Genomic DNA, 24,095 nt, shown 5'->3' with positions numbered 1-24,095 from the left:
CGGGCTCAGCCGGCGGTCTGGCCGGCCAGTTCGCGCATGCGTTGCAGAACGGCGTTCAGGCCGTTGCTGCGCGAGGGCGACAGTTGGCGGGAAAGACCCAGGCAGGTGAACCAGTCGTTGAGGTCCAGGCGCGCCAGTTCGCGGGTCTCGATGCCGTCGACCCGTGCCAGCAGCACCGCCAGCAGGCCGCGGATCAGGCGCGCGTCGCTGTCGGCACGGAAGCGCCAGTGGCCGTCGCGCTGCTCGCCGAGCAGCCAGACCAGGCTTTCGCAACCGTGCACGCGATGCTCTTCCCGGCGTTCGTGTTCCGCGAGCGGCGCCAGGCGCTCGCCCCATTGCAGCAGCAGGCGCGCACGCTGTTCCCAGCTGGCGGTGTGACCGAAGGCGTCCAGTGCCTCCTGGGCCTGTTCGGGGAGAACCGGGTTCATCGCAGCAACTCCAGTGAGCGGTCGAGGGCCAGGAAGAAGCGCTCCAGGTCGTCGGCATCGTTGTACAAGCCCAGCGAGACACGCAGGGCGCCGGGTACCTCGAGGCGTTGCAGCAGCGGCATCGCGCAATGGTGGCCGGCGCGCACCGCGATGCCCTGTTCGCCGAGCAGGTGGGCGAGATCGGCGACGTGCACGCCGTCGACGCAGAAGCTGGCCAGCGCCGCCTGCGGTTCGCCGAGCAGGCTGACGCCGTCGCGCGCCAGCAGGCCGGCGAGCAGGCGGGCGTGAAGGGCGCCTTCGTGGGCGGCGACTTCGGCTTCGTCCAGGGTAGCCAGCCAGTCGATGGTCGCCCCCAGGCCGATCGCCGCGGAAACCGCCGGGGTGCCTGCCTCGAAGCCGAGCGGGGCGGCATGGAAGCTGGCTTCGTGGAAGCCGGTGTGGCGTACCATCTCGCCGCCGAACTGCCAGTGCGCCAGTTGCTCCAGGGCCTGCGGGCGGCCCCAGAGCACGCCGACGCCGTCGGGGCCGTAGAGCTTGTGGCCGGAGAATGCGTAGAAGTCGCAGCCCAGGCCCGGTAGGTCGTGGCGTCCATGGACGCTGCCCTGGGCGCCGTCGACCAGGGTCCAGGCACCGCGCTCGCGGGCCAGTTGGATCAACTCCACCACCGGTTGCCAGGTGCCGAGAACGTTGGACAACTGGCTGATCGCCAGCAGGCGGGTACGCTCGCCGATGATATGGCGGGCCTGCTCCAGGTCGATCACCCCACGCTCGTCCAGCGGCAACACGCGCAGGACCAGGCCGCGGCGCAGGGCCAACTGTTGCCAGGGAAGCAGGTTGGCATGGTGTTCCAGGGCACTGACCAGCAGTTCGTCGCCAGGACGGAAATGCCGCTCCAGGCCATAGGCCACCAGGTTGATCGCCTCTGTGGTGCCGCGGGTGAACAGCACCTCGGCCGGGTTGCCGGCGTGCAGCCAGTGGGCGACGCGGCTGCGCGCGGCCTCGAAGGCCCGGGTGGCACGCTCGCCGGGGACATGTTGGGCGCGGTGGACGTTGGCGGCGCCGCCGAGGTAGTAGCCGTTCAGGGCGTCGAGTACGGCCTGTGGCTTCTGGGCGGTGGCGGCGCTGTCGAGGTAGGTCAGGCCTTCCGCGGCGAAGGCGGAAAAGGCCGGAAAGTCGGCGCGCCAGGGAGACGGCAGGGACATGGCGGACACTGTACGAGGACGGTTACAGGGGAAAGGGTAGCGCACCCGGCGGCGCTGGCGAGCGCCGCCGGGCGAGCGGGAAGGCGAGCTGGACTCAGTTGTGCGCGTGCAGCGCTTCGTTCAGCTCGATGGCGGTCTTGTTGGTCTTGCACTCCACCGCACCGTTCTGCGAGTTGCGGCGGAACAGCAGGTCGGGCTGGCCGGCCAGGTCGCGGGCCTTGACCACTTTCACCAGGGCGTTCTGCTCGTCGAGCAGGGCGACCTTGGTGCCGGCGGTGATGTACAGGCCGGCCTCGACGATGTTGCGATCGCCCAGCGGGATGCCGATGCCGGCGTTGGCGCCGATCAGGCAGCCTTCGCCGACGCTGATGACGATGTTGCCGCCACCGGAAAGGGTACCCATGGTCGAGCAGCCGCCGCCCAGGTCCGACCCCTTGCCGACGAACACTCCCGCGGATACGCGGCCTTCGATCATGCCCGGGCCTTCGGTGCCGGCGTTGAAGTTGACGAAACCTTCGTGCATCACTGTGGTGCCTTCACCGATGTAGGCGCCCAGGCGCACGCGGGCGGTGTCGGCGATGCGTACGCCGGCCGGGACCACGTAGTCGGTCATCTTCGGGAACTTGTCGACGGAGAAGACTTCCAGCAGCTTGCCCTTCAGTCGCGCTTCCAGTTGCAGTTCGGCCAGTTCGGCCAGGTCCACCGCGCCGATGTTGGTCCAGGCCACGTTCGGCAGGAGCGGGAAGATGCCGCTCAGGTTCACAGCGTGCGGCTTGACCAGGCGGTGGGAGAGCAGGTGCAGCTTGAGGTAGGCCTCCGGGGTGGAGGACGGCGCGGCGTCTTCCGCCAACAGGGTGGCGACCAGCGGCTTCTGGCTTTCCGCCAGGCGCGAGAGCAGGGCCGACTGAGCGGCGTCGATACCCTTCAGGGCGTCGGCCAACTGGTAGGCCTGCTGCGAAGTGAAGGTCAGTGCCTGGTTGCCGGCTGCGTAGCCAAGGATCGGTGCGACGGCGGCGACGATTTCGCTCGAAGGCTTGAGCAGCGGCAGCGCGTAGAACACTTCCAGCCAGGCTTCCTGGCGGTTCTGGGTGCCGACGCCGAAGGCCAGGCTGAACAGGGATTGCGACATGTGGGTTTCCTCGAAACGGAGTGGAACGGTCAGGCCGGACGGCGGCTGAGCAGCAGGCCCAGTCCCGCGCTGCCGAGCAGCGCGGCGCAACCGCGGTTGAACAGACGCCGGGCCCGCTGGCCGGCGAGCAGCCGGCCGAGGTGGAGCCCGGCATAGGAATAAAGGGCGATGGCCAGCCATTCGAGCAGCAGGAATGCCGCGCCGAGCTGGGCGAACTGGGCGCCCAGCGGTTGGCCGGGATCGACGAACTGCGGCAGGAAGGCGGTGAAGATCAGGATCGCCTTCGGGTTGCCCGCCGCCACCAGGAACTCCTGGCGCCCCAGGCGCCAGAGGCTGGGACGCGCCGGGCTGGCTTCGTTCGCCAGTGGCTGCGCATCGGTCCGCCACAATTGCACCGCAAGCCACAACAGGTAGGCAGCGCCGAGCAGCTTGATCGCCAGGAACAGCCAGGCCGAGGTGTGCAGCACCAGCGCCAGCCCGGAGGCGGCCAGGGCGAGCATGCCGGCGAATGCCAGCAGGCGCCCGCCGCCGGCCAGCGAGGCGGTGGCGAAACCGTGCCGCGCGGCGTTGTTCAGCGACAGCAGGTTGTTCGGCCCCGGCGCCAGGTTGAGGGCGAAGCAGGCGGGTACGAACAGGGCCCAGGCGATACTCATGCGGCCTCCGGCTCAGGCCAGCGCGGCGGCGTAGGCGTCGGGCTTGAAGCCGACCAGCGTCCTGCCGCCCAGCTCCAGCACCGGGCGCTTGATCATCGACGGCTGGGCCAGCATCAGCTCGATCGCCTTGGCTTCGTCGAGATCGGTCTTCTGCGCTTCGTCGAGCTTGCGGAAGGTGGTGCCGGCGCGGTTGAGGACGGTCTGCCAGCCGTGCTCCGCGCACCAGCGCCGCAGGTGTTCGCGGTCGATGCCGACGGCCTTGTAGTCGTGGAAGTCGTAGGCGACCTTGTGCTCGTCGAGCCAGGTCCGAGCCTTCTTCATGGTGTCGCAGGCTTTGATGCCGTAGAGAACGTAGGTCATTGCTTCTCCCGAGGCCCGGGTCTTCCCGGGCCCTGCCGATAGGTCGCCGAAAGGTGATCGCCGGATTATGCCACGTCGTTCCGCCCCTGTGCGGTCTCGGGGCTACCGCGCTCGGGAGCGGCGTGACGGCAGATAGCCGTGGACGGGCGGGCGGACAGGGAGGCGGGCCGTTTCCCTGGCCGGGAACGGAGAGAGCGCAGGTTGAACAGGTCGATTCGGCTCGCTGGAGAGCATCCTTACCGGTACTTTCGGAATGCACCGGTCCGCGCTGTACAATCCTTCCCCCGCCTAGGAGATTTTCCATGAGTTGCATCGGTCGCCAGATAGACCAATTGCGCCTGCAGATACCGGGCTTCGCCTGCAAGCCCGGCTGCCACGATTGCTGCGGGCCGGTTACCGCCTCGTCGGAAGAGATGGCCCGCCTGCCGGTGAAGAGCGAGGCCGAACACGACGCCGCCCTGGCCGAGTGGAACTGCGTCCATCTCGGACCGAACGGCTGCGAGGCCTATGAGGAGCGTCCGCTGATCTGCCGGCTGTTCGGCACCACGCCGAACCTGCCCTGCCCGGAAGGGCGGGGGCCCGAGGTGCCGGTGGCGGAGCAGGTGGAACGACAGGTGCACGCGCTGATCGCCAGCACTCGCCAGGTGCTGGTGTAGCGGCCTGCCCGCCGCTAGGTTTCCGCAGTCTCGGTCTCGATGGCGCGGGACTGCAGGGCCGCTTCGAAGGCTGGTTCGGGCGGCGTTTCCTCTAGGGGCATCGGCTCGTCCGCAGAGAGTTTCTGGAGAACCGCGGCGATCCGCTCGATGCTCTCTTCGAGCTCGAGCACCCGGTTGACCATGTACAGGATCATCTCCGGCGAACTCAGGTGCGCCAGCCGCATGGTCGCCTGCAAGTCGTCGTGGCGGTTGTCGCGGTCGGCCATCAGTGTCTCCGCCAGGCTCTTCAGCAACAGCATCTCGGCGCGCCTCATGGGCCGCTGCTCCGCGATTCCGCGGTAGGGGAAAAAGCTCGTTCCATCTCGCGACCTACCCGAAACGATTACATCCAAAGGTGTAATTCTACATTGCCATCACTTCGATCGTCGGACAATAGCCGCGTTCCAGACGCCTTGCACAGGTGACGAACGGGACTCGAAGCGGCCTGGTCTGCATGGCCGGGGTGAAGGGCGGGTTCTTTGATGCGGGGCGGCGGCCGTTTGGCGCAGGACAAAAAAAGCCCCGCCGGGTAGGCGAGGCTCAGGGGGAGAACAGCGTGCGGGGGCTCGCTGTCCGGGATGAATCGTCGTGGTGCGCTTAGCCGCAGGGCTGCTGCGGACCGCCGGTCATGCTCTCGACGCTGTCCAGCACGGCATGGCCCTTGCCGACCTTCTGCACGTCGTCGACGTCGCGCATGATGCTGCCGCCGTCGCTCATCTGGTTGCGGGTCTTGATCAGGTTGGTGGTGATGTCCAGCAGGCTGCGACCGGTAGCGATCAGGTCATTGGTGGCGCTGGGGGTGCAAGGGGTGTTGGCGGAGGCGACCTGGGCCTGGCCGGGTTGCCCGGGCTGGGTGGTGCGGTAGCCCTGGGTCAGTGCGTTCTGCTGGAGGCAGCCGGAGGTGGCGGCGAACATCGAGGCGAGCAGCAGTGCGGAAGTAAGTCCCTTGCTTGTCATGGCGGCATTCCTTTGTCTGAGTGGGCGCTGCACCCCGTACTCCTTCGGGGCGTCGTCCTGGCCGACGCTACGGCGGGCCTGGACTGAAGGGGAGTGTAGGAGCGTCTCGCACCGCTATGAAATAGCTCGGATGTACTAGTGCGGGAACCTTGGCCGGGCGCCCCGGTCGTCGCCGCGGAGGGGGCGGACGCGCGGGATAGAGCGGCGGGGCTAGGAAAGACCGTACGGATTGTGCGAATGTCGGATAGCTGCCTACCGATCGCGATGGTGCAATCGGCGCAGTCGCATCGTCCAGGGACGAAGCCGGAGATCCCCGCCCCCATGCAAACCGTGTACACCGTTCTGACCCTGCTGCTGGTCGTCGGCGCCACCCGCCTGGCTGCCCAGTTGCTGCCCTTGCCGCTACCGCTGATCCAGATCGCCGCCGGGGCCCTGCTGGCCTTGCCGTCCCTCGGGCTGCACATTGCCCTCGACCCGGAGCTGTTCCTCTTCCTGTTCATTCCGCCGCTGCTGTTCGTCGACGGCTGGCGCATTCCCAAGCGGGAAGTCTGGCGGATGCGCTGGCCGATCCTGATGATGGCGTTCGGCCTGGTGTTCTTCACCGTGGTCGGCGCCGGCTATTTCATCCATCTGCTGATCCCGGAAATTCCCCTGGCGGCTTCCTTCGCCCTCGCCGCCGTGCTGTCGCCCACGGACGCCCTGGCGGTCTCGGCGATCACCCAGGGGCGGTTGCCCAAGCGCCTGATGCACCTGCTGGAGGGCGAGGCGCTGATGAACGATGCCTCTGGCCTGGTGGCATTCAAGTTCGCCATCGCCGCGGCGATGACCGGCGTGTTCTCGCTGGTGGACGCCAGCCTCAACTTCCTCCTGGTCGCGGTCGGCGGCCTGGCCATCGGGGTGTTCCTCAGTTGGTCGCTGGGCCGCATCCGTGCCTGGATGATCTCCCGTGGCTGGGACGACCCGGCGACCCACGTGGTACTGATGCTGTTGCTGCCGTTCGCCTCCTACATGGTGGCGGAACACCTGGGCGTCTCCGGGATTCTCTCGGCGGTGGCGGCCGGCATGATGCAGAGCTGGGTCGACCTGCTGCCGCGGCAGACTTCCACGCGCCTGCTCAACCGTAGCGTCTGGTCGATGCTGGAGTTCGCCTTCAACGGCGTGGTGTTCCTGCTGCTCGGCCTGCAGTTGCCGGACATCATGAAGTCGGTGGCCAACCACCACGGCGACCTGCTCTGGCGTTCCTCGCTGCTGCTGGCCTACGTGGCGGCGATCACCGCCGTGCTGATGCTGATCCGCTACGGCTGGGTCTATGGCTACTGGAAGCTGTCGCTGCGCATCGATCGCTGGCGCGGCAAGAGCCCGCCCGGGCTGAGCGGCATCTCCCTGCGTCGTCTCTCCGCCCTCAGTGCATTGAGCGGCGTGCGCGGTGCGGTGACCCTGGCGGCGGTGCTGTCGGTGCCGATGAGCCTGATGGACGGCAGCGCCTTCCCGCAGCGCGACCTGATCATCTTCATCGCCACCAGCGTGATCCTGATTTCCCTGATCGGCGCGACCATCGGCCTGCCGCTGCTGCTGCGCGGGCTGCCGGCGAGCAACAATGGCGCCCACGAGCGCGAGCGGCGCGAGGCCTGGCGCAAGACCGCGGAGGCGGCGATCCGCGCCCTGGAGAGCGAGGAACTGCCACAGGTGGAAGGCAACGACGCGGCGAATACTTCGCGGGTCGCCGAGGCGCGCGCGCAGATCATGGCCGAATACCGCCAGTCGCTGGATACCGCACCGACCACCGATGAGGCCCGCGACCAGGCCCAGGCCCTGGAGATCGCCGACAAGGCCTTGCGCCTGAAGGCGTTGCGCGCGCAGCGCCTGGAACTGTACCGGCAGCGGCGTAACAACGAGATCGACGACGAGACCCTGGGCGATATCCTGCGCGAGCTGGACCAGCAGGAAAGCTGGCTGACCAATCGCTTCGCCCGCTGGGTGTGAACGAAAAAGGGATCGCGGTGGCGATCCCTTTTCGTTTCTCCGCGCAGGCTTCAGCGCGCCCGCAGGTAGTCGCGGATGCGCTCGGCGGCTTCGACGCACTCGGCCAGCGGTGCCACCAGGGCCATGCGCACGCGGTTGGCGCCGGGGTTCTCGCCGTCCACCTCGCGCGACAGGTAGGAACCCGGCACCACCGTCACGTGCTGCTGCTCGAACAGTTCGCGGGTGAATACGGTGTCGTCCACCGGGGTGCGTGCCCACAGGTAGAAACTGCCGTCCGGGCGTTGTACGTCGAGCACGCCGTCGAGGATCGCCAGCACGGCGTCGAATTTCTCGCGGTAGAGGCTGCGGTTGGCGCGCACATGGACCTCGTCGTTCCAGGCGGCGATGCTCGCCAACTGGGTCTGCACCGGCATGGCGCAGCCGTGGTAGGTGCGGTAGAGGAGGAATTTCTTCAGGATCTCCGCGTCGCCGGCGACGAAGCCCGAGCGCAGGCCGGGCAGGTTGGAGCGCTTGGACAGGCTGTGGAACACCACGCAGCGGCTGAAGTCCGTGCGGCCCAGCTCGGCGCAAGCGTTGAGCAGGCCGGGCGGCGGGGCGTTTTCGTCGAAGTAGAGTTCGCTGTAGCACTCGTCGGCGGCGATCACGAAGTCGTAGCGGTCGGCCAGGGCGATCAGCTTCTTCAGGGTCTCCAGCGGTACCAGGGCCCCGGTGGGGTTGCCCGGCGAGCAGAGGAAGAGAATCTGGCAACGCTGCCAGGTCGCCTCGTCGACCGCGTCGAAGTCGGGGTTGAAGCCGTTTTCCTCGCGGCAGGGCAGGTAGTGCGGCACGGCTCCGGCGAGCAGCGCCGCGCCTTCGTAGATCTGGTAGAACGGGTTCGGGCTGACCACCAGGCCGGGCGCCTCGCCGGGCTCGCTGCGGCGGACCACGGTCTGGGTGAAGGCGAACAGCGCCTCGCGGGTACCGTTCACCGGCAGTACGTGGCGCGCCGCATCCAGCCAGCCGGCCGGCACCGAGAACCGCCGCTCGCACCAGCGCGCGATGGCTTCGCGCAGGGCCGGCAGGCCGAGGGTGGTCGGGTAGACCGCGAGCTGGTCCAGGTTCTCCGCCAGGGTCTCGGCGACGAAGCTCGGCGAGCGGTGCTTGGGCTCGCCGATGGACAGCGCGATCGGCTTCAGCGTCGCGGGCGGCCGGGCGTCGCCGAGCAGGGCGCGGAGCTTCTCGAAGGGGTAGGGCTGGAGGTTGTCGAGTGCGGTATTCATGGTGTTGGCAAGGCTTCTCAGAAGTTTATCCGGGTGGGCAGGGTGTCCCGTTCGTTGTCTTGTGACAGCTGTTCTACCAGGGCGGCCTGCAGGCGTTTGCACAGGTCGGGGTCGGCGAGCGGCTGGTTGCGCGCATCGGTGATGTAGAAGACGTCCTCCACGCGCTCGCCGAGGGTGGCGATCTTGGCGTTCTGCACCGACAGGTCGAAATCCAGGAAAATGCCGCCGATCCGCGCCAGCAGGCCGGGGCGGTCGGGGGCGATGACCTCGAGCACCGAGACCTGGCGCAGCGCGTCGGTGGAGATGGTCACCTGCGGGGCGAAGGCGAAGTGCTTGAGCTGGCGCGGCACCCGGCGCTGGATGATGGTCGGGTAGTCGTCGGGGTTCTTCAGTGCGTCGATAAGCCCCTCGCGGATCTCGGCGATGCGCTCCGGGTTGTTGCCGATGGAGTCGCCGTCGGCGTCGAGCACGATATAGGTATCGAGGGTGAACTGGCTGGTGGAGGTGATGATCCGCGCGTCCTGGATGCTCAGGTTTAGCTGGTCCATGGCGGCCACGGTGACCGCGAAGAAATCGTGCTGGTCGGCGGCGTAGATGAAGATCTGCGAACCGCTCTCGAACTCTCGCTGGGTGGTTTCCTTGATCAGCACCAGCGGCGTGCCGTCGTCCGGGTGCTGGAGGATCGCCTCGGTGTGCCAGGCCACGTCGCCGGCGGTGTGGCGCAGGAAGTAGTCGTCGCCGAGCTGGCTCCATAACTGCTCGGCATCGTCCTGGTCGATGCCGTTGCGTACCAGTTGGTCGAGGGCCGCGGTCTGCGTCTGGCGGATCTGCTCCTCGCGGTCCACCGGGTTCTCCAGGCCGCGGCGCAGGGCGCGCTTGGTCTCGGTGTAGAGCTGCCGGAGGAGGCTGGCGCGCCAGGAGTTCCAGAGCGTCGGGTTGGTGGCGTTGATATCGGCCACGGTGAGCACGTACAGGTAGTCGAGGTGGGTCTGGTCGCCGACCAGTTGGGCGAAATCGAAGATCACCTGCGGGTCGGAGAGGTCCTTGCGTTGCGCGGTGGTCGACATCACCAGGTGGTTCTGCACCAGCCAGGACACCAGTTGGGTGTCCCAGGGCGGCAACTGGTGGCTCTGGCAGAAGGCTTCGGCGTCCACCGCGCCGAGTTCCGAGTGGTCGCCGCCACGGCCCTTGGCGATGTCGTGGTAGAGACCGGCGATGTAGATCAGTTCCGGCTTGGGCAGACGATCGATGATCTTGCTCGCCAGCGGATATTTCTCGGCCATCTCCGGCCGATTCAGCTTGCGCAGGTGCTTGATCAGGTTGAGGGTGTGCGCGTCCACCGTATAGATATGGAACAGGTCGTGCTGCATCTGCCCGATGATATGGCCGAACTCCGGCAGGTAGCGGCCGAGGATGCCGTAGCGGTTCATCCGCCGCAGGTTGCGGTGGATACCCTGGCTGCTCTTGAACAGCTCGATGAACAGGCTGGTGTTGCGGATGTCGTGGCGGAACTCGTCGTCGATCAGGTGTCGGCTGTCGCGCAGCAGGCGGATGGTGTCGGCACGCACGCCCTTGATTTCCGGGTGCTGGGCCATCAGCACGAAGATTTCCAGGAGGGCGAACGGGGTGCGCTTGAAGACGTTCGGGTGCGTCACCTCGATGTAGCCGTCGCGCAACTGGAAGCGACTGTTCAGTGGCTGGATCTGCACCGGCTGCTCGCAGGGCAGGATGACTTCCTCGAAGTGCTGGATGATCAGGTCGTTCAGCTCGGAGATCGCCATCACCACCCGGTAGTACTTCTGCATGAAGCGTTCGACCGCCAGCTTGACGTCGTTGTCTTCATAGCCGAACAGGCGGGCGATGCTGCGTTGGTGATCGAACAGCAGGCGATCTTCGGCGCGCCCGGCGAGCATGTGCAGGGCGTAGCGGACCCGCCAGAGGAACTCCTGGCTGGAGGCCAGCATGCTGCACTCGCTTTCCACCAGGAAACCTTCGCGCACCAGGGCGTGCAGGTTGAGGCTGCCGAACTGGCGGCGGGCCATCCAGAGGATGGTCTGGATGTCGCGCAGGCCGCCGGGGGAGCCCTTGACGTTGGGCTCGAGGTTGTACTCGGTGTCGTTGTACTTGGCGTGGCGGCGCTGCTGTTCGTGGCGCTTGGCCAGGAAGAACTCCTTGCTCGGCCACATGTGCGCGCTGCCGGTAACCCGCAGCATGCGCTGGCGCAGGCTGTCCGGGCCGCAGATGGTGCGGCATTCCATGAGGGTGGTGATCACCGTCAGGTCGGCGCGCGCTTCCTCCGCGCACTGCTGCACCGAGCGCACGCTCTGGCCGACTTCCAGGCCGATGTCCCAGAGCAGGGTGAGGAAACCTTCGATCGGTTCGCGGAAGCTCTCCTGGTCCTCGCTGTCGAGGAGGATCAGCAGGTCGACGTCGGAGTAGGGGTGGAGTTCGCCGCGGCCGTAGCCGCCCACGGCGACCAGGGCGATGTCGGCGTCGTCTCCCCAGTCGAAGCGCTGCCAGGCCTGTTGCAGGATCTGGTCGACGCACCAGGCGCGATCTTCGATCAGGCGGCGAATGTCGCGGCCGCTGTTGAAGCGGTTGTCGAGCACTTCGCGGAATTGCCGGATGGCCTTCTTGAAGGCGGCGATCGGGCTGGACTTCAAGGCCAGTTCCGCCTGGAACTGCCCGCGATCGAACAATTCGGGATCCACCTGCGGCATGCGGCCTTCCTTTATCTGCTAGCGGTTGGGTTCGATACGCGGGCGCCCCGTCTTGGTGCGTTTTTGCGCTGTATTGGTGCGCGCGCTGCGCCGAATCGGGGCGTCGGCCCCGCCGGAATGGGGCGGGGCGTCGAGGCGCACGGCTGGCAGCAAAAGCCGGGCCGGATCAGGCTGCCGAGGTGCGCGGGAAGGTTTCGTCGTTGCGCAGGGTGAGGATCTCGTAGCCATCGGCGGTGACCAGCACGGTGTGCTCCCATTGCGCGGACAGCTTGCGGTCCTTGGTGATCGCGGTCCAGCCGTCGCCGAGCAGGCGGGTCTCCGGGCGGCCCTGGTTGATCATCGGCTCGATGGTGAAGATCATGCCTTCCTTCAGCTCGATGCCGGTACCCGCACGACCGTAGTGGAGGACCTGCGGCTCCTCGTGGAACACCTTGCCGATGCCATGGCCGCAGTATTCGCGGACCACCGAGAAGCCGTTCTTTTCCGCGTGCTTCTGGATGATTTCGCCGATATCGCCCAGGTGCGCGCCCGGACGCACCACGGAAATGCCCTTGTACATGCATTCCTGGGTAATCTGGCAGAGGCGGTCGGCCCATTCCGGGGTCTTGCCGACCAGGAACATCTTGCTGGTGTCGCCGTGGTAGCCGTCCTTGATGACGGTGATGTCGACATTGAGGATGTCGCCTTCCTTCAGCGGCTTCTCGTTGGGGATGCCATGGCAGACCACATGGTTGATCGAGGTGCAGATCGACTTGGGAAAGCCCTTGTAGTTCAGCGGGGCGGGAATCGCCTTCTGCTCGTTGACGATATAGTCGTGGCAGATGCGGTCCAGCTCCTCGGTGGTCACGCCGGGCTTGATGTGTTCGCCGATCATTTCCAGCACTTCGGCGGCCAGGCGGCCGGCGATGCGCATCTTCTCGATATCGTCCGGCGTCTTGATGGTGACGGTCATGCGAATTCTCTTCGGGCGTGCAAGCACGCATGAATAATAAGGAATACGCGATTCTAGCAGACCTGACCGACCGATCTACTCCCGCCCGGCCATCCGCGGCGGGTTTCACTGCGTCCACGGTTATGGTATAAAGCGCCCCGCTCCGAGGCTGCGGCCTTTTCCGGAGCACAAACCCACACATGCATCGACACGATGGCCTGGGTGCCCGCAAGGGTTGGTCATTGGGATGCGTGGAGGCCTAACCCGACTTATCGAGGAACTATCATGTCCCAAGTCAACATGCGCGATATGCTGAAGGCCGGTGTGCACTTCGGCCACCAGACCCGTTACTGGAACCCGAAAATGGGCAAGTTCATTTTCGGCGCGCGCAACAAGATCCATATCATCAACCTCGAAAAGACCCTGCCGATGTTCAACGAGGCCCTGACCTTCGTTGAGCGCCTGGCCGCTGGCAAGAACAAGATCCTGTTCGTCGGCACCAAGCGTTCCGCCGGCAAGATCGTTCGCGAGGAAGCCGCTCGTTGCGGTATGCCGTACGTCGACCATCGCTGGCTGGGCGGCATGCTCACCAACTACAAGACCATCCGTCAGTCGATCAAGCGCCTGCGCGACCTGGAAACCCAGTCCCAGGACGGCACCTTCGACAAGCTGACCAAGAAAGAAGCCCTGATGCGCAGCCGTGACCTCGAGAAGCTCGAGCGCAGCCTGGGCGGCATCAAGGACATGGGCGGCCTGCCGGACGCTCTGTTCGTGATCGACGTCGACCACGAGCGCATCGCCATCACCGAAGCCAACAAGCTGGGCATCCCGGTCATCGGCGTTGTCGATACCAACAGCAGCCCGGAAGGCGTCGACTATGTAATTCCCGGTAACGATGATGCCATCCGCGCCGTGCAACTCTACCTGAACTCGATGGCCGAAGCGGTAATCCGCGGCAAGCAGGGCGCTGCCACCAGCGCCGACGAGTTCGTCGAGGAAGCGCCGGCCGAATCCGCCGAAGGCTGATTCCGGGACGTTCAGACGTCCGACGGTGCGCAGGAAGGGGGCTAGGCCCCCTTTTTGCCACCTTTGAGTTTCTGCCCGGCAGGCCGGGCACAAAGGTTTTTTGAGAGCTACCACTCAAGAGGATTTCGAAATGGCAGAAATTACTGCAGCCATGGTTAAAGAACTGCGCGAGCGTACCGGCTTGGGCATGATGGAGTGCAAGAAGGCGCTGACCGCCGCTGGCGGCGACATCGAGAAGGCCATCGACGACATGCGCGCTGCCGGTGCGATCAAGGCTGCCAAGAAGGCCGGCAACATCGCCGCCGAAGGCTCGATCGCCGTCAAGATCGCTGCCGACAACAAGGCCGCCGTGATCATCGAAGTCAACTCCCAGACCGACTTCCTGGCCCTCCAGGACGACTTCAAGGGCTTCGTCGCCGAGAGCCTGGAAAAGGCCTTCAACGAGAAGCTGACCGACGCCGCTCCGCTGGTCGAAGCGCGTGAGGAAGCTCGTCTGGCCCTGGTCGCCAAGACTGGCGAGAACGTCAACATCCGCCGCCTGACCCGCGTCGAGGGCGACGTGGTCGGCGCCTACCTGCACGGCCACCGCATCGGTGTCGTGGTCAACCTGAAAGGCGGCAACCCGGAACTGGCCAAGGACATCGCCATGCATGTCGCCGCCAGCAACCCGCAGTTCCTGAGCGCTTCGGAAGTTTCCGAAGAAGCGATCGCGAAAGAGAAGGAAATCTTCCTGGCGCTGAACGCCGACAAGATCGCCGGCAAGCCGGAGAACATCGTCGAGAACATGGTCAAGGGCCGCATCAGCAAGTTCCTCGCCGAAGCGAGCCTGGTCGAGCAGCCTTTCGTGAAGAATCCGGAAGTGAAGGTCGGCGACCTGGCCAAGCAGGCCGGCGCCGAAATCGTTTCCTTCGTTCGTTACGAAGTGGGCGAAGGCATCGAGAAGGCCGAAGTGGACTTCGCTGCCGAAGTTGCCGCTCAAGTAGCCGCCACCAAGCAGTAACAAAGACGGTTTCGACTGTCGCCCCGGAAGAGGCTGCCCGCTGATGCGTGCGGCCTCTTCGTCAAATGGGGAAGCGTTCGGGGCAGCTTCCGCGTTGCCGGCCCGCTCGGCGGGCTCGCACGCAACGCAGGCGCAAAGTCGTCTCCGCCCACGACGGCCCGGCCGTCACGTATTTTTATCGCCGCAGGAGAAAAGGTCATGGCTCAGCAACTGAGCGCTCGTCAACCTCGCTATAAACGCATTCTTCTAAAGTTGAGCGGCGAAGCCCTGATGGGCTCGGAGGAGTTCGGCATCGATCCCAAGGTGCTGGACCGCATGGCGCTGGAAATCGGCCAGTTGGTCGGGATCGGCGTGCAGGTCGGCCTGGTCATCGGCGGCGGCAACCTGTTCCGCGGCGCGGCGCTGTCCGCGGCCGGCATGGACCGGGTGACCGGCGACCACATGGGTATGCTGGCCACCGTGATGAACGGCCTGGCGATGCGCGATGCGCTGGAACGCTCGAACATCCCCGCGCTGGTGATGTCGGCGATCTCCATGGTCGGCGTGACCGACCACTACGACCGCCGCAAGGCCATGCGCCACCTCGGCGGTGGCGAGGTGGTGATCTTCTCCGCCGGTACCGGCAACCCGTTCTTCACCACCGACTCGGCGGCATGCCTGCGCGCCATCGAGATCGACGCCGACGTGGTCCTTAAGGCTACCAAGGTCGATGGCGTGTACACTGCCGACCCGTTCAAGGACCCGAATGCCGAGAAGTTCGAGCGCCTGACCTATGATGAAGTGCTCGACCGCAAGCTCGGCGTGATGGACCTGACCGCCATCTGCCTGTGCCGTGACCAGAACATGCCGCTGCGGGTGTTCAACATGAACAAGCCGGGCGCATTGCTGAATATTGTTGTTGGTGGTGCCGAAGGCACCCTGATCGAGGAGGGTTGAGAATGATCAACGAGATCAAGAAGGAAGCGCAGGAGCGCATGGGCAAGACCCTGGAAGCGCTGGGCCATGCCTTCGCGAAGATTCGCACCGGTCGCGCGCATCCGAGCATCCTGGATAGCGTGATGGTTTCCTATTACGGGGCCGATACGCCGCTGCGCCAGGTCGCCAACGTCACCGTGGAAGACTCTCGTACCCTGGCCCTGGCCGTGTTCGACAAGAGCATGATCCAGGCGGTCGAGAAGGCCATCATGACCTCCGACCTGGGGCTCAACCCGGCCACCGCCGGCACCACCATCCGCGTACCGATGCCGGCCCTGACCGAGGAGACCCGCAAGGGCTACACCAAGCAGGCGCGTGCCGAGGCCGAGCAGGCGCGGGTTTCCGTGCGCAACATCCGTCGCGATGCGCTGGCCCAGCTGAAGGACCTGCAGAAGGAAAAGGAAATCAGCGAGGACGAAGAGCGCCGCGCCGGCGACGACGTGCAGAAGCTGACCGACAAGTTCATCGGTGAGATCGAGAAGGCACTGGAAGCCAAAGAAGCGGACCTCATGGCTGTCTGAGGCCGGGCTGACGTCATGGAAAAGACCCGGAAGGATGTGTGCGTGCCACGCCACGTGGCCATTATCATGGACGGTAACAATCGCTGGGCGAAGAAGCGTCTTCTGCCCGGCGTCGCCGGCCACAAGGCCGGTGTCGATGCCGTCAGGGCGGTGATCGAGGTCTGCGCCGAGGCAGGGGTCGAGGTCCTCACCCTGTTCGCGTTCTCCAGCGAGAACTGGCAGCGTCCGGCGGACGAAGTCAGCGCGCTGATGGAGCTGTTTCTCGTGGCCCTGCGCCGCGAGGTGCGCAAGCTCGACGAGAACGGCATCCGCCTGCGCATCATCGGCGATCGCACGCGTTTCCATCCGGAGTTGCAGGCGGCCATGCGCGAAGCGGAAGCCGCCACCGCCGGCAATACCCGTTTCCTTCTCCAGGTCGCCGCCAACTACGGCGGCCAGTGGGACATCGTCCAGGCCGCACAGCGCCTGGCGCGCGAGGTCCAGGGCGGGCACCTGGCGGCGGACGATATCTCCGCCGAACTGCTCCAGGGCTGCCTGGTGACCGGCGACCAGCCGCTGCCCGACCTGTGCATCCGCACCGGCGGCGAGCATCGCATCAGCAATTTCCTCCTCTGGCAGCTGGCCTACGCCGAGCTGTATTTCTCCGACCTGTTCTGGCCCGACTTCAAGCACGCGGCGATGCGGGCTGCCCTGGCGGATTTCTCCAAGCGCCAGCGCCGCTTCGGCAAGACCAGCGAGCAAGTCGAGGCCGAGGCCCGTCCGTCATGCTGAAACAACGGATCATCACGGCGCTGGTGCTCCTGCCCATCGCGCTGGGTGGTTTTTTCCTTCTCGAAGGGGCGTTCTTCGCCCTGTTCATCGGCGCGGTGGTAAGCCTGGGGGCCTGGGAATGGGCGCGCCTGGCCGGCTATGAACAACAGTTCGGCCGCGTTGCCTACGCGGCGACGGTCGCCGTGCTGATGGTCGCCCTCTACCATCTGCCGCAGCTTGCCGGAGCCGTGCTGCTGCTGGCGTTGGTCTGGTGGACGCTGGCCACCGTGCTGGTGCTCTCCTACCCGGAAAGCGTCGGCTACTGGGGCGGACGCTGGCGCCGCCTGGGCATGGGCCTGCTGATCCTGTTGCCGGCCTGGCAGGGGCTGGTCCTGCTCAAGCAGTGGCCGTTGGCCAATGGCCTGATCATCGCCGTGATGGTGCTGGTCTGGGGCGCGGATATCGGCGCCTACTTCTCCGGCAAGGCCTTCGGCAAGCGCAAGCTGGCGCCGCGGGTCAGCCCCGGCAAGAGCTGGGAAGGCGTTTACGGCGGCCTGGCGGCCAGCCTGGCGATCACCCTGGCGGTCGGCCTCTACCGCGGCTGGTCCCTCGGCGCGCTGCTCCTGGCCCTGCTCGGCGCGGCGCTGGTGGTGTTCGTCTCGATCGTCGGCGATCTCACCGAAAGCATGTTCAAGCGCCAGTCCGGAATCAAGGACAGCAGCAACCTGCTGCCCGGCCACGGTGGCGTGCTGGATCGCATCGACAGCCTGACGGCCGCCATCCCGGTATTCGCGGCCCTGCTCTGGGCCGCCGGCTGGGGTGCGCCATGAGACGACCGCAGCGGATCAGCGTGCTCGGCGCGACCGGCTCGATCGGCCTGAGCACCCTGGACGTCGTCCAGCGTCATCCCGATCGTTACGAAGCCTTCGCCCTGACTGGCTTCAGCCGCCTGGCCGAACTCGAGGCGCTGTGCCTCAGGCACCGTCCCGTCTATGCGGTGGTGCCGGAGCAGGCCGCGGCGATTGCCTTGCAGGGCTCGCTGGCCGCGGCGGGTATCCGCACCCGGGTGCTGTTCGGCGAGCAGGCGTTGTGCGAAGTGGCCAGCGCGCCCGAAGTGGACATGGTAATGGCGGCCATCGTCGGCGCCGCCGGGCTGCCGTCGACCCTGGCGGCCGTCGAGGCCGGCAAGCGCGTGCTGCTGGCCAACAAGGAAGCACTGGTGATGTCCGGCGCGCTGTTCATGCAGGCGGTCAAGCGCAGCGGCGCGGTGCTCCTGCCGATCGACAGCGAGCACAACGCGATCTTCCAGTCGCTGCCGCGCAATTATGCCGATGGCCTGGAGCGGGTCGGCGTGCGCCGGATCCTCTTGACCGCCTCCGGCGGCCCGTTCCGCGAGACGCCGCTGGAGCAACTCGCCTCGGTGACGCCGGAGCAGGCTTGTGCGCACCCGAACTGGTCGATGGGGCGGAAGATTTCCGTCGATTCCGCCAGCATGATGAACAAGGGGCTCGAACTGATCGAAGCGTGCTGGCTGTTCGACGCCCAGCCGAGCCAGGTCGAGGTGGTGATCCACCCGCAGAGCGTGATCCACTCGATGGTGGACTACGTCGACGGTTCGGTGATCGCCCAGCTCGGCAATCCGGACATGCGCACGCCGATTTCCTATGCCATGGCCTGGCCGGAGCGAATCGATTCCGGCGTTTCGCCGCTGGATATGTTCGCCGTCGGTCGCCTGGATTTCCAGCGCCCCGACGAGCAGCGCTTCCCCTGCCTGCGCCTGGCGAGCCAGGCCGCGGAAACCGGCGGCAGCGCCCCGGCCATGCTGAATGCCGCGAACGAGGTGGCCGTGGCCGCATTTCTCGAGCGGCACATCCGCTTCAGCGACATCGCGGTTATCATCGAGGACGTGCTGAACCGCGAGGCGGTGACCGCAGTCGAATCGCTCGATCAGGTCCTGGCCGCCGATCGCCGCGCGCGTTCGGTCGCCGGGCAATGGTTGACCCGGCACGCCGGCTAGTCTTCGGACGGCCTGGAGGTAGGAGATGAGTGCGCTTTACATGATCGTCGGCACCCTGGTAGCCCTGGGTGTGCTGGTGACGTTCCACGAATTCGGCCACTTCTGGGTCGCGCGACGCTGCGGGGTGAAGGTCCTGCGCTTCTCCGTCGGCTTCGGCACGCCGCTGGTGCGCTGGCACGACCGGCACGGCACCGAGTTCGTGGTGGCGGCCATTCCGCTGGGCGGCTACGTCAAGATGCTCGACGAACGCGAGGCGGAAGTACCGGCCCATCTGCTCGAACAGTCCTTCAATCGCAAGACGGTCCGTCAGCGGATCGCCATCGTCGCGGCTGGTCCCATCGCCAATTTCCTACTGGCGATTCTGTTCTTCTGGGTCGTCGCCCTGCTCGGTAGCCAGCAGGTACGCCCGGTCATCGGTTCCGTGGCGCCGGAGAGCCTGGCCGCCCAGGCCGGCCTGGAGGCCGGGCAGGAGCTGCTGGCGGTGGATGGCGAGCCCGTCACCGGCTGGAACGGGGTCAACCTGCAGCTGGTTCGCCGTCTCGGCGAGAGCGGTACGCTGGAAGTGCGGGTGCAGGAAAAAGGCTCGAATGTCGACTCCACCCACCAGGTGCGTCTGGATGGCTGGCTGAAGGGCGAGGACAATCCCGATCCCATCGCCTCGCTGGGCATCCGGCCCTGGCGGCCGGCCTTGCCGCCGGTGCTGGCCGAGCTCGACCCCAAGGGGCCGGCCCAGGCCGCCGGGCTGAAGCTCGGCGACCGCTTGCAGAGCATCGATGGCATCGCCGTCGACGACTGGCAGCAGGTGGTGGATAGCGTCCGTGCCCGTCCCGGGCAGCGCGTCCAGCTCAAGGTTCTGCGCGACGGCGAAGTGCTGGATGTTGCCCTGGAGCTGGCGGTGCGTGGCGAGGGCAAGGCCCGGAGCGGCTACATGGGGGCGGGGGTCGCCGGTACCGAATGGCCGGCGGAAATGCTCCGCGAAGTGAGCTACGGACCGCTGGAGGCGGTGGGTCAGGCGCTTTCGCGAACCTGGACCATGAGCCTGCTAACGCTCGACTCCATAAAGAAAATGTTGCTCGGCGAGCTCTCGGTAAAAAACTTGAGCGGGCCGATAACCATTGCTAAAGTGGCGGGCGCTTCAGCCCAGTCTGGCGTGGGGGATTTTCTCAATTTCCTGGCCTATCTGAGCATTAGCTTGGGGGTTCTCAACCTGCTGCCGATCCCTGTCCTCGATGGCGGGCATCTGCTGTTCTATCTGGTTGAGTGGGTGCGCGGGCGCCCATTATCCGAACGGGTACAGGCTTGGGGGATGCAGATCGGCATCAGTCTGGTCGTTGGCGTGATGTTGCTCGCTCTGGTCAACGATCTGAGTCGTCTGTAGTCATGTTGAATTCGAATCTGCCGCCCTTTGCGGCAGATTCTCTATTTGTCAGTTGGAAAAAAAGGACTCCATGAAACGCTTTCTGCTACCCGCGCTGCTGTCAGCGCTGATGATCGCCGAGGTTCACGCCGAGTCCTTCACTGTTTCCGATATCCGGGTCAATGGCCTGCAGCGCGTGTCCGCCGGTAGCGTGTTCGCTGCCCTGCCGCTGAATGTCGGCGAGACCATCGACGACCAGGCCCTGGTCCAGGCCACCCGCTCCCTGTTCAAGACCGGCTTCTTCCAGGACATCCAGCTCGGCCGCGATGGCAACGTGCTGGTAGTCACTGTAGTCGAGCGCCCGTCGATCTCCAGCATCGAGATCGAGGGCAACAAGGCGATTTCCAAGGAAGACCTGCTCAAGGGCCTGAAACAGTCCGGCCTGGCCGAGGGCGAGATCTTCCAGCGCGCCACCCTCGAAGGCGTGCGCAACGAGCTGCAACGCCAGTACGTGGCCCAGGGCCGCTACTCGGCCGAGATCAATGCGGAAGTGATCCCGCAGCCGCGCAACCGCGTCGCGCTGAAGATCAACATCAACGAAGGCACGGTCGCCGCGATTTCCCACATCAACGTGGTGGGCAACACCGTCTTCTCCGAAGAAGACCTGACCGACCTGTTCGAACTGAAGACCACCAACTGGCTGTCGTTCTTCAAGAACGACGACAAGTACGCCCGCGAAAAGCTCTCCGGCGACCTCGAGCGCCTGCGCTCCTATTACCTGGACCGCGGCTACATCAACATGGATATCGCCTCCACCCAGGTATCCATCACCCCGGACAAGAAGCACGTCTACATCACCGTCAACATCAACGAGGGTGAGAAGTACACCATCCGCGACGTGAAGCTGACCGGCGACCTGAAGGTGCCGGAAGAGGAAGTGAAGCGCCTGCTGCTGGTGCAGAAGGGCCAGGTGTTCTCGCGCAAGGTGATGACCACCACCTCCGACCTGATCACCCGTCGCCTGGGCAACGAGGGCTACACCTTCGCCAACGTCAACGGCGTGCCGGAAGCCCATGACGACGACAAGACCGTCTCGGTGACCTTCGTCGTCGACCCGGGCAAGCGCGCCTACGTCAACCGCATCAACTTCCGCGGCAACACCAAGACCGAAGACGAAGTGCTGCGCCGCGAAATGCGCCAGATGGAAGGCGGCTGGGCCTCCACCTACCTGATCGACCAGTCCAAGGCCCGCCTGGAGCGCCTCGGCTACTTCAAGGAAGTCAACGTCGAGACCCCGGCGGTTCCCGGCACCGACGACCAGGTCGACGTCAACTACAGCGTCGAAGAGCAACCGTCCGGCTCGATCACCGCCAGCGTCGGCTTCGCCCAGAGCGCCGGCCTGATCCTCGGCGGCTCGATCAGCCAGAACAACTTCCTGGGTACCGGCAACAAGGTCAGCATCGGCCTGACCCGCAGCGAATACCAGACCCGCTACAACTTTGGCTTCGTCGACCCCTACTGGACCGTCGACGGCGTCAGCCTCGGCTACAACGCCTTCTACCGGAAGACCGACTACGACGAACTCGACGTCGACGTCGCCAGCTACTCGGTGAACAGCCTGGGCGCCGGCATGAGCATCGGTTACCCGATCAGCGAGACCTCGCGCCTGACCTATGGCCTGAGCGTGCAGCGCGACCAGATCGACACCGGGCGCTACACCGTGGACGAAATCTACGACTTCCTCGACAAGGAAGGCGACAACTTCACCAACTTCAAGGCCTCCATCGGCTGGTCCGAATCGACCCTGAACAAGGGCGTGCTGGCCACCCGCGGTCACTCGCAGAGCCTGACCCTGGAAACCACCCTGCCGGGCAGCGACCTGTCGTTCTACAAGATCGATTACCGTGGCCAGGTCTTCGCCCCGCTGACCGACAACTACACCATGCGCTTCCACACCGAGCTGGGCTATGGCGACGGCTACGGATCCACCGAGCGCCTGCCGTTCTACGAGAACTACTACGCCGGCGGCTTCAACTCGGTGCGGGGCTTCAAGGACAGCACGCTGGGACCGCGCAGTACGCCGTCCAAGGCATATAACAAGGCGGGTGAGGTTATCGCTGGGCCTGATGAGCGTGGCCGCTACACCGACCCGGACCAGGATCCCGAAGCCTTCGGTGGTAACATCCTGATCACCGGCGGCGCCGAGCTGCTGTTCCCGCTGCCGTTCGTCAAGGACCAGCGCCAGTTGCGTACCGTGCTGTTCTGGGACGTGGGTAGCACCTTCGATACCGACTGCCCGACCAAGACCACCACCAACTGCGACGGCATCAAGACCGACAACCTCGCCAGCTCCGTGGGCGTCGGCCTGACCTGGATCACCGCGCTGGGCCCGCTGAGCTTCAGCCTGGCGACGCCGATCAAGAAGCCGGACAACGCGGAAACCCAGGTCTTCCAGTTCTCCCTGGGCCAGACTTTCTGATTTGTACGTAGTACCGAGTAACGAAACCATGCTTTGTGCAGGAGTGCATCGTGCGTAAGTTCACCCAGTTCGTCCTGATCACCGCAGCCATCATGGCGGCTCCTTCGGCGTTCGCTGAAATGAAGATCGCGGTGCTCAACTACCAGATGGCGCTGCTCGAGTCCGATGCCGCCAAGCAATACGCCGTGGATGCCGAGAAGAAGTTCGGCCCCCAGCTGAACAAGCTGAAGAACCTCGAGCGCGACGCCAAGGCGCTGCAGGACAAGCTGGTTTCCAACGGCAGCAAGATGTCCCAGGGCGACCGCGAGAAGGCCGAGCTGGACTTCAAGCAGAAGGCCCGCGACTTCCAGTTCCAGTCCAAGGAACTGAACGAGTCGAAGGCCGCCGCCGACCGCGACATGCTGAAGAAGCTCAAGCCGAAGCTGGATCAGGCCGTCGAGGAAACCATCAAGAAAGGCGGCTACGACATGGTCATCGAGCGTGGCGCCGTGGTCGACGTCAAGCCGCAATACGACATCACCCGCCAGGTGATCGAGCGGATGAACCAGCTGCGTTGATGATGAGTACCTTGTCCTATACCCTGGGCCAGCTGGCCGCGCATGTCGGCGCGGAGCTTCGTGGCGACGCGGACCTGCCGATCCAGGGCCTGGCGACCTTGCAGGAGGCCGGACCGGCTCATCTGAGCTTCCTGGCCAACCCGCAGTATCGCAAGTACCTGCCCGAAAGCCGTGCCGGCGCCGTCCTGCTGACGGCTGCGGACGCCGACGGGTTCGCCGGTACCGCGCTGGTAGTGGCCAACCCCTACCTGGCCTATGCCAGCCTGTCGCACCTGTTCGACCGCAAGCCGAAGGCGGCCGCCGGTATCCATCCCAGCGCCATCGTCGCGGCGGACGCCGAGGTCGATCCGAGCGCCAGCGTCGGCGCCTATGCGGTGATCGAGAGCGGCGCCCGCATCGGCGCTGGCGTCAGTATCGGCGCGCATTGCGTGATCGGCGCCCGTAGCGTGATCGGCGAAGGCGGTTGGCTGGCGCCTCGGGTCACGCTCTACCACGATGTCACCATCGGCGCGCGGGTGAGCATCCAGTCGGGCGCGGTGATCGGTGGCGAAGGCTTCGGTTTCGCCAACGAGAAGGGCGTCTGGCAGAAGATCGCCCAGATCGGCGGGGTGACCATCGGCGACGACGTCGAGATCGGCGCGAACACCACCATCGACCGTGGAGCACTGTCCGATACGCTGATCGGCAACGGTGTGAAGCTGGACAACCAGATCATGATCGCGCACAACGTGCAGATCGGCGATCATACCGCCATGGCCGCTTGCGTCGGCATTTCCGGCAGCGCCAAGATCGGCAGGCATTGCATGCTCGCCGGCGGCGTTGGCCTGGTCGGCCATATCGAGATCTGCGACAACGTTTTCGTGACCGGCATGACCATGGTGACCCGCTCGATCACCGAGCCGGGATCGTATTCCTCCGGTACCGCCATGCAACCGGCGGCCGAATGGAAAAAAAGCGCCGCGCGCATTCGTCAACTGGACGATATGGCGCGTCGACTTCAGCAGCTGGAAAAACGCCTGGCTGCCGTGACCTCAAGCGGTGACGCTTCATCTGATGCGTAATTGACGTTTTTTGCGTCACCCTTTTCTGAACAGGC

The 24,095-nt window shown here is 65.5% G+C and carries 23 protein-coding genes; 13 read left to right on the top strand and 10 right to left on the bottom strand.

Annotation, left to right across the window (positions count from 1 at the left end; genetic code table 11):
* Positions 1–5: 5 nt before the first annotated feature.
* From HMPREF2886_RS26175 to HMPREF2886_RS26155, 5 genes are all read right to left on the bottom strand, one after another.
* Positions 6–428, bottom strand: coding sequence for a SufE family protein (locus tag HMPREF2886_RS26175; protein ID WP_039027561.1), 423 nt, complete (start codon positions 426–428; stop codon positions 6–8).
* The gene (locus tag HMPREF2886_RS26170; RefSeq protein WP_057389291.1) at positions 425–1,630 is read right to left on the bottom strand and encodes a cysteine desulfurase; all 1,206 of its coding nucleotides are present in this window, start codon (positions 1,628–1,630) and stop codon (positions 425–427) included. The genes HMPREF2886_RS26175 and HMPREF2886_RS26170 overlap by 4 nt, the downstream gene beginning before the upstream one ends.
* 94 nt (positions 1,631–1,724) lie before the next feature.
* Entirely contained in the window at positions 1,725–2,759 is a 1,035-nt protein-coding gene (gene dapD / locus HMPREF2886_RS26165; protein ID WP_003092431.1) for a 2,3,4,5-tetrahydropyridine-2,6-dicarboxylate N-succinyltransferase, read from the bottom strand.
* 29 nt (positions 2,760–2,788) lie between these two features.
* The gene (locus HMPREF2886_RS26160; RefSeq protein ID WP_015649359.1) at positions 2,789–3,412 is read right to left on the bottom strand and encodes a LysE family translocator; all 624 of its coding nucleotides are present in this window, start codon (positions 3,410–3,412) and stop codon (positions 2,789–2,791) included.
* 12 nt (positions 3,413–3,424) lie between these two features.
* Positions 3,425–3,772, bottom strand: a complete 348-nt coding sequence (locus HMPREF2886_RS26155; protein WP_033969763.1) for an ArsC family reductase — start codon at positions 3,770–3,772, stop codon at positions 3,425–3,427.
* Between the two features lie 302 nt (positions 3,773–4,074).
* Between HMPREF2886_RS26155 and HMPREF2886_RS26150 the strand changes: the two genes are divergently transcribed.
* On the top strand, positions 4,075–4,428 hold the full coding sequence (locus HMPREF2886_RS26150) for a YkgJ family cysteine cluster protein (RefSeq protein WP_003098616.1): 354 nt from the start codon (positions 4,075–4,077) through the stop codon (positions 4,426–4,428).
* 14 nt (positions 4,429–4,442) lie between these two features.
* On the opposite strand, the gene HMPREF2886_RS26145 is transcribed toward HMPREF2886_RS26150, so the two are convergent.
* Together HMPREF2886_RS26145 and HMPREF2886_RS26140 are read right to left on the bottom strand one after the other, a co-directional pair.
* The gene (locus HMPREF2886_RS26145) at positions 4,443–4,742 is read right to left on the bottom strand and encodes a hypothetical protein (RefSeq protein ID WP_033969759.1); all 300 of its coding nucleotides are present in this window, start codon (positions 4,740–4,742) and stop codon (positions 4,443–4,445) included.
* A 322-nt stretch (positions 4,743–5,064) separates the two neighbouring features.
* Entirely contained in the window at positions 5,065–5,424 is a 360-nt protein-coding gene (locus HMPREF2886_RS26140; RefSeq protein ID WP_003092416.1) for a hypothetical protein, read from the bottom strand.
* A gap of 237 nt (positions 5,425–5,661) precedes the next feature.
* On the opposite strand from HMPREF2886_RS26140, the gene HMPREF2886_RS26135 reads away from it, so the two are divergent.
* Positions 5,662–7,407: a Na+/H+ antiporter gene (locus HMPREF2886_RS26135; RefSeq protein WP_073647758.1), complete on the top strand. Its 1,746-nt coding sequence runs from the start codon at positions 5,662–5,664 to the stop codon at positions 7,405–7,407.
* Positions 7,408–7,457: 50 nt separating this feature from the next.
* On the opposite strand, the gene dapC is transcribed toward HMPREF2886_RS26135, so the two are convergent.
* The 3 genes from dapC to map form a co-directional block, all read right to left on the bottom strand.
* Positions 7,458–8,666: a succinyldiaminopimelate transaminase gene (dapC, locus tag HMPREF2886_RS26130; RefSeq protein WP_058179168.1), complete on the bottom strand. Its 1,209-nt coding sequence runs from the start codon at positions 8,664–8,666 to the stop codon at positions 7,458–7,460.
* 17 nt (positions 8,667–8,683) lie between these two features.
* Positions 8,684–11,386: a [protein-PII] uridylyltransferase gene (locus tag HMPREF2886_RS26125; protein ID WP_039027563.1), complete on the bottom strand. Its 2,703-nt coding sequence runs from the start codon at positions 11,384–11,386 to the stop codon at positions 8,684–8,686.
* Positions 11,387–11,552: 166 nt separating this feature from the next.
* A complete protein-coding gene (map, locus tag HMPREF2886_RS26120; RefSeq protein WP_003092395.1) occupies positions 11,553–12,338 on the bottom strand; it encodes a type I methionyl aminopeptidase in 786 nt (261 codons plus the stop codon).
* A gap of 264 nt (positions 12,339–12,602) precedes the next feature.
* Here map and rpsB point away from each other — a divergent pair, with 264 nt between their 5' ends.
* From rpsB to lpxD, 11 genes are all read left to right on the top strand, one after another.
* A complete protein-coding gene (gene rpsB, locus HMPREF2886_RS26115) occupies positions 12,603–13,343 on the top strand; it encodes a 30S ribosomal protein S2 (RefSeq protein ID WP_003092394.1) in 741 nt (246 codons plus the stop codon).
* A 130-nt stretch (positions 13,344–13,473) separates the two neighbouring features.
* Positions 13,474–14,343 carry a translation elongation factor Ts gene (gene tsf, locus HMPREF2886_RS26110; RefSeq protein WP_003092393.1) on the top strand — a complete coding sequence of 290 codons (870 nt, stop codon included), beginning with the start codon at positions 13,474–13,476 and terminating at the stop codon, positions 14,341–14,343.
* A 198-nt stretch (positions 14,344–14,541) separates the two neighbouring features.
* Entirely contained in the window at positions 14,542–15,279 is a 738-nt protein-coding gene (pyrH, locus tag HMPREF2886_RS26105) for a UMP kinase (protein WP_003092391.1), read from the top strand.
* Positions 15,280–15,281: 2 nt separating this feature from the next.
* Positions 15,282–15,839 carry a ribosome recycling factor gene (frr, locus tag HMPREF2886_RS26100; protein WP_003092390.1) on the top strand — a complete coding sequence of 186 codons (558 nt, stop codon included), beginning with the start codon at positions 15,282–15,284 and terminating at the stop codon, positions 15,837–15,839.
* A 15-nt stretch (positions 15,840–15,854) separates the two neighbouring features.
* A complete protein-coding gene (gene uppS / locus HMPREF2886_RS26095; protein ID WP_003113863.1) occupies positions 15,855–16,610 on the top strand; it encodes a polyprenyl diphosphate synthase in 756 nt (251 codons plus the stop codon).
* The gene (gene cdsA, locus HMPREF2886_RS26090; RefSeq protein WP_070748668.1) at positions 16,604–17,419 is read left to right on the top strand and encodes a phosphatidate cytidylyltransferase; all 816 of its coding nucleotides are present in this window, start codon (positions 16,604–16,606) and stop codon (positions 17,417–17,419) included. The genes uppS and cdsA overlap by 7 nt, the downstream gene beginning before the upstream one ends.
* The gene (gene ispC, locus HMPREF2886_RS26085) at positions 17,416–18,606 is read left to right on the top strand and encodes a 1-deoxy-D-xylulose-5-phosphate reductoisomerase (RefSeq protein ID WP_070748666.1); all 1,191 of its coding nucleotides are present in this window, start codon (positions 17,416–17,418) and stop codon (positions 18,604–18,606) included. The genes cdsA and ispC overlap by 4 nt, the downstream gene beginning before the upstream one ends.
* Positions 18,607–18,631: 25 nt before the next feature.
* Entirely contained in the window at positions 18,632–19,984 is a 1,353-nt protein-coding gene (gene rseP / locus HMPREF2886_RS26080; RefSeq protein ID WP_003098594.1) for a sigma E protease regulator RseP, read from the top strand.
* Positions 19,985–20,054: 70 nt separating this feature from the next.
* Positions 20,055–22,442: an outer membrane protein assembly factor BamA gene (bamA, locus tag HMPREF2886_RS26075; RefSeq protein WP_070748664.1), complete on the top strand. Its 2,388-nt coding sequence runs from the start codon at positions 20,055–20,057 to the stop codon at positions 22,440–22,442.
* Positions 22,443–22,492: 50 nt separating this feature from the next.
* The gene (locus HMPREF2886_RS26070) at positions 22,493–22,999 is read left to right on the top strand and encodes an OmpH/Skp family outer membrane protein (protein ID WP_003098586.1); all 507 of its coding nucleotides are present in this window, start codon (positions 22,493–22,495) and stop codon (positions 22,997–22,999) included.
* Positions 22,999–24,060, top strand: a complete 1,062-nt coding sequence (lpxD, locus tag HMPREF2886_RS26065; RefSeq protein WP_033975675.1) for a UDP-3-O-(3-hydroxymyristoyl)glucosamine N-acyltransferase — start codon at positions 22,999–23,001, stop codon at positions 24,058–24,060. The genes HMPREF2886_RS26070 and lpxD overlap by 1 nt, the downstream gene beginning before the upstream one ends.
* Positions 24,061–24,095: the final 35 nt, after the last annotated feature.

The sequence above is a fragment of the Pseudomonas sp. HMSC066A08 genome (genome assembly GCF_001813025.1).
GTDB classification, from domain to species: domain Bacteria; phylum Pseudomonadota; class Gammaproteobacteria; order Pseudomonadales; family Pseudomonadaceae; genus Pseudomonas; species Pseudomonas aeruginosa.
Note: the sequence above shows the minus strand (reverse complement) of the source record. Positions and strands in the feature narration are given on the sequence as shown.

Bases quoted from the DNA above. Each gene is read 5' to 3' on its own strand.
- rpsB (WP_003092394.1), top strand. From the start codon at position 12,603: ATGTCCCAAGTCAACATGCGCGATATGCTGAAGGCCGGTGTGCACTTC.
- cdsA (WP_070748668.1), top strand. From the start codon at position 16,604: ATGCTGAAACAACGGATCATCACGGCGCTGGTGCTCCTGCCCATCGCG.
- HMPREF2886_RS26140 (WP_003092416.1), bottom strand. From the start codon at position 5,424: ATGACAAGCAAGGGACTTACTTCCGCACTGCTGCTCGCCTCGATGTTC.
- tsf (WP_003092393.1), top strand. From the start codon at position 13,474: ATGGCAGAAATTACTGCAGCCATGGTTAAAGAACTGCGCGAGCGTACC.
- HMPREF2886_RS26125 (WP_039027563.1), bottom strand. From the start codon at position 11,386: ATGCCGCAGGTGGATCCCGAATTGTTCGATCGCGGGCAGTTCCAGGCG.
- pyrH (WP_003092391.1), top strand. From the start codon at position 14,542: ATGGCTCAGCAACTGAGCGCTCGTCAACCTCGCTATAAACGCATTCTT.
- dapC (WP_058179168.1), bottom strand. From the start codon at position 8,666: ATGAATACCGCACTCGACAACCTCCAGCCCTACCCCTTCGAGAAGCTC.
- HMPREF2886_RS26145 (WP_033969759.1), bottom strand. From the start codon at position 4,742: ATGAGGCGCGCCGAGATGCTGTTGCTGAAGAGCCTGGCGGAGACACTG.
- frr (WP_003092390.1), top strand. From the start codon at position 15,282: ATGATCAACGAGATCAAGAAGGAAGCGCAGGAGCGCATGGGCAAGACC.
- HMPREF2886_RS26160 (WP_015649359.1), bottom strand. From the start codon at position 3,412: ATGAGTATCGCCTGGGCCCTGTTCGTACCCGCCTGCTTCGCCCTCAAC.
- HMPREF2886_RS26155 (WP_033969763.1), bottom strand. From the start codon at position 3,772: ATGACCTACGTTCTCTACGGCATCAAAGCCTGCGACACCATGAAGAAG.
- dapD (WP_003092431.1), bottom strand. From the start codon at position 2,759: ATGTCGCAATCCCTGTTCAGCCTGGCCTTCGGCGTCGGCACCCAGAAC.
- HMPREF2886_RS26175 (WP_039027561.1), bottom strand. From the start codon at position 428: ATGAACCCGGTTCTCCCCGAACAGGCCCAGGAGGCACTGGACGCCTTC.
- lpxD (WP_033975675.1), top strand. From the start codon at position 22,999: ATGATGAGTACCTTGTCCTATACCCTGGGCCAGCTGGCCGCGCATGTC.
- bamA (WP_070748664.1), top strand. From the start codon at position 20,055: ATGAAACGCTTTCTGCTACCCGCGCTGCTGTCAGCGCTGATGATCGCC.
- HMPREF2886_RS26170 (WP_057389291.1), bottom strand. From the start codon at position 1,630: ATGTCCCTGCCGTCTCCCTGGCGCGCCGACTTTCCGGCCTTTTCCGCC.
- HMPREF2886_RS26135 (WP_073647758.1), top strand. From the start codon at position 5,662: ATGTCGGATAGCTGCCTACCGATCGCGATGGTGCAATCGGCGCAGTCG.
- map (WP_003092395.1), bottom strand. From the start codon at position 12,338: ATGACCGTCACCATCAAGACGCCGGACGATATCGAGAAGATGCGCATC.
- rseP (WP_003098594.1), top strand. From the start codon at position 18,632: ATGAGTGCGCTTTACATGATCGTCGGCACCCTGGTAGCCCTGGGTGTG.
- uppS (WP_003113863.1), top strand. From the start codon at position 15,855: ATGGAAAAGACCCGGAAGGATGTGTGCGTGCCACGCCACGTGGCCATT.
- ispC (WP_070748666.1), top strand. From the start codon at position 17,416: ATGAGACGACCGCAGCGGATCAGCGTGCTCGGCGCGACCGGCTCGATC.
- HMPREF2886_RS26150 (WP_003098616.1), top strand. From the start codon at position 4,075: ATGAGTTGCATCGGTCGCCAGATAGACCAATTGCGCCTGCAGATACCG.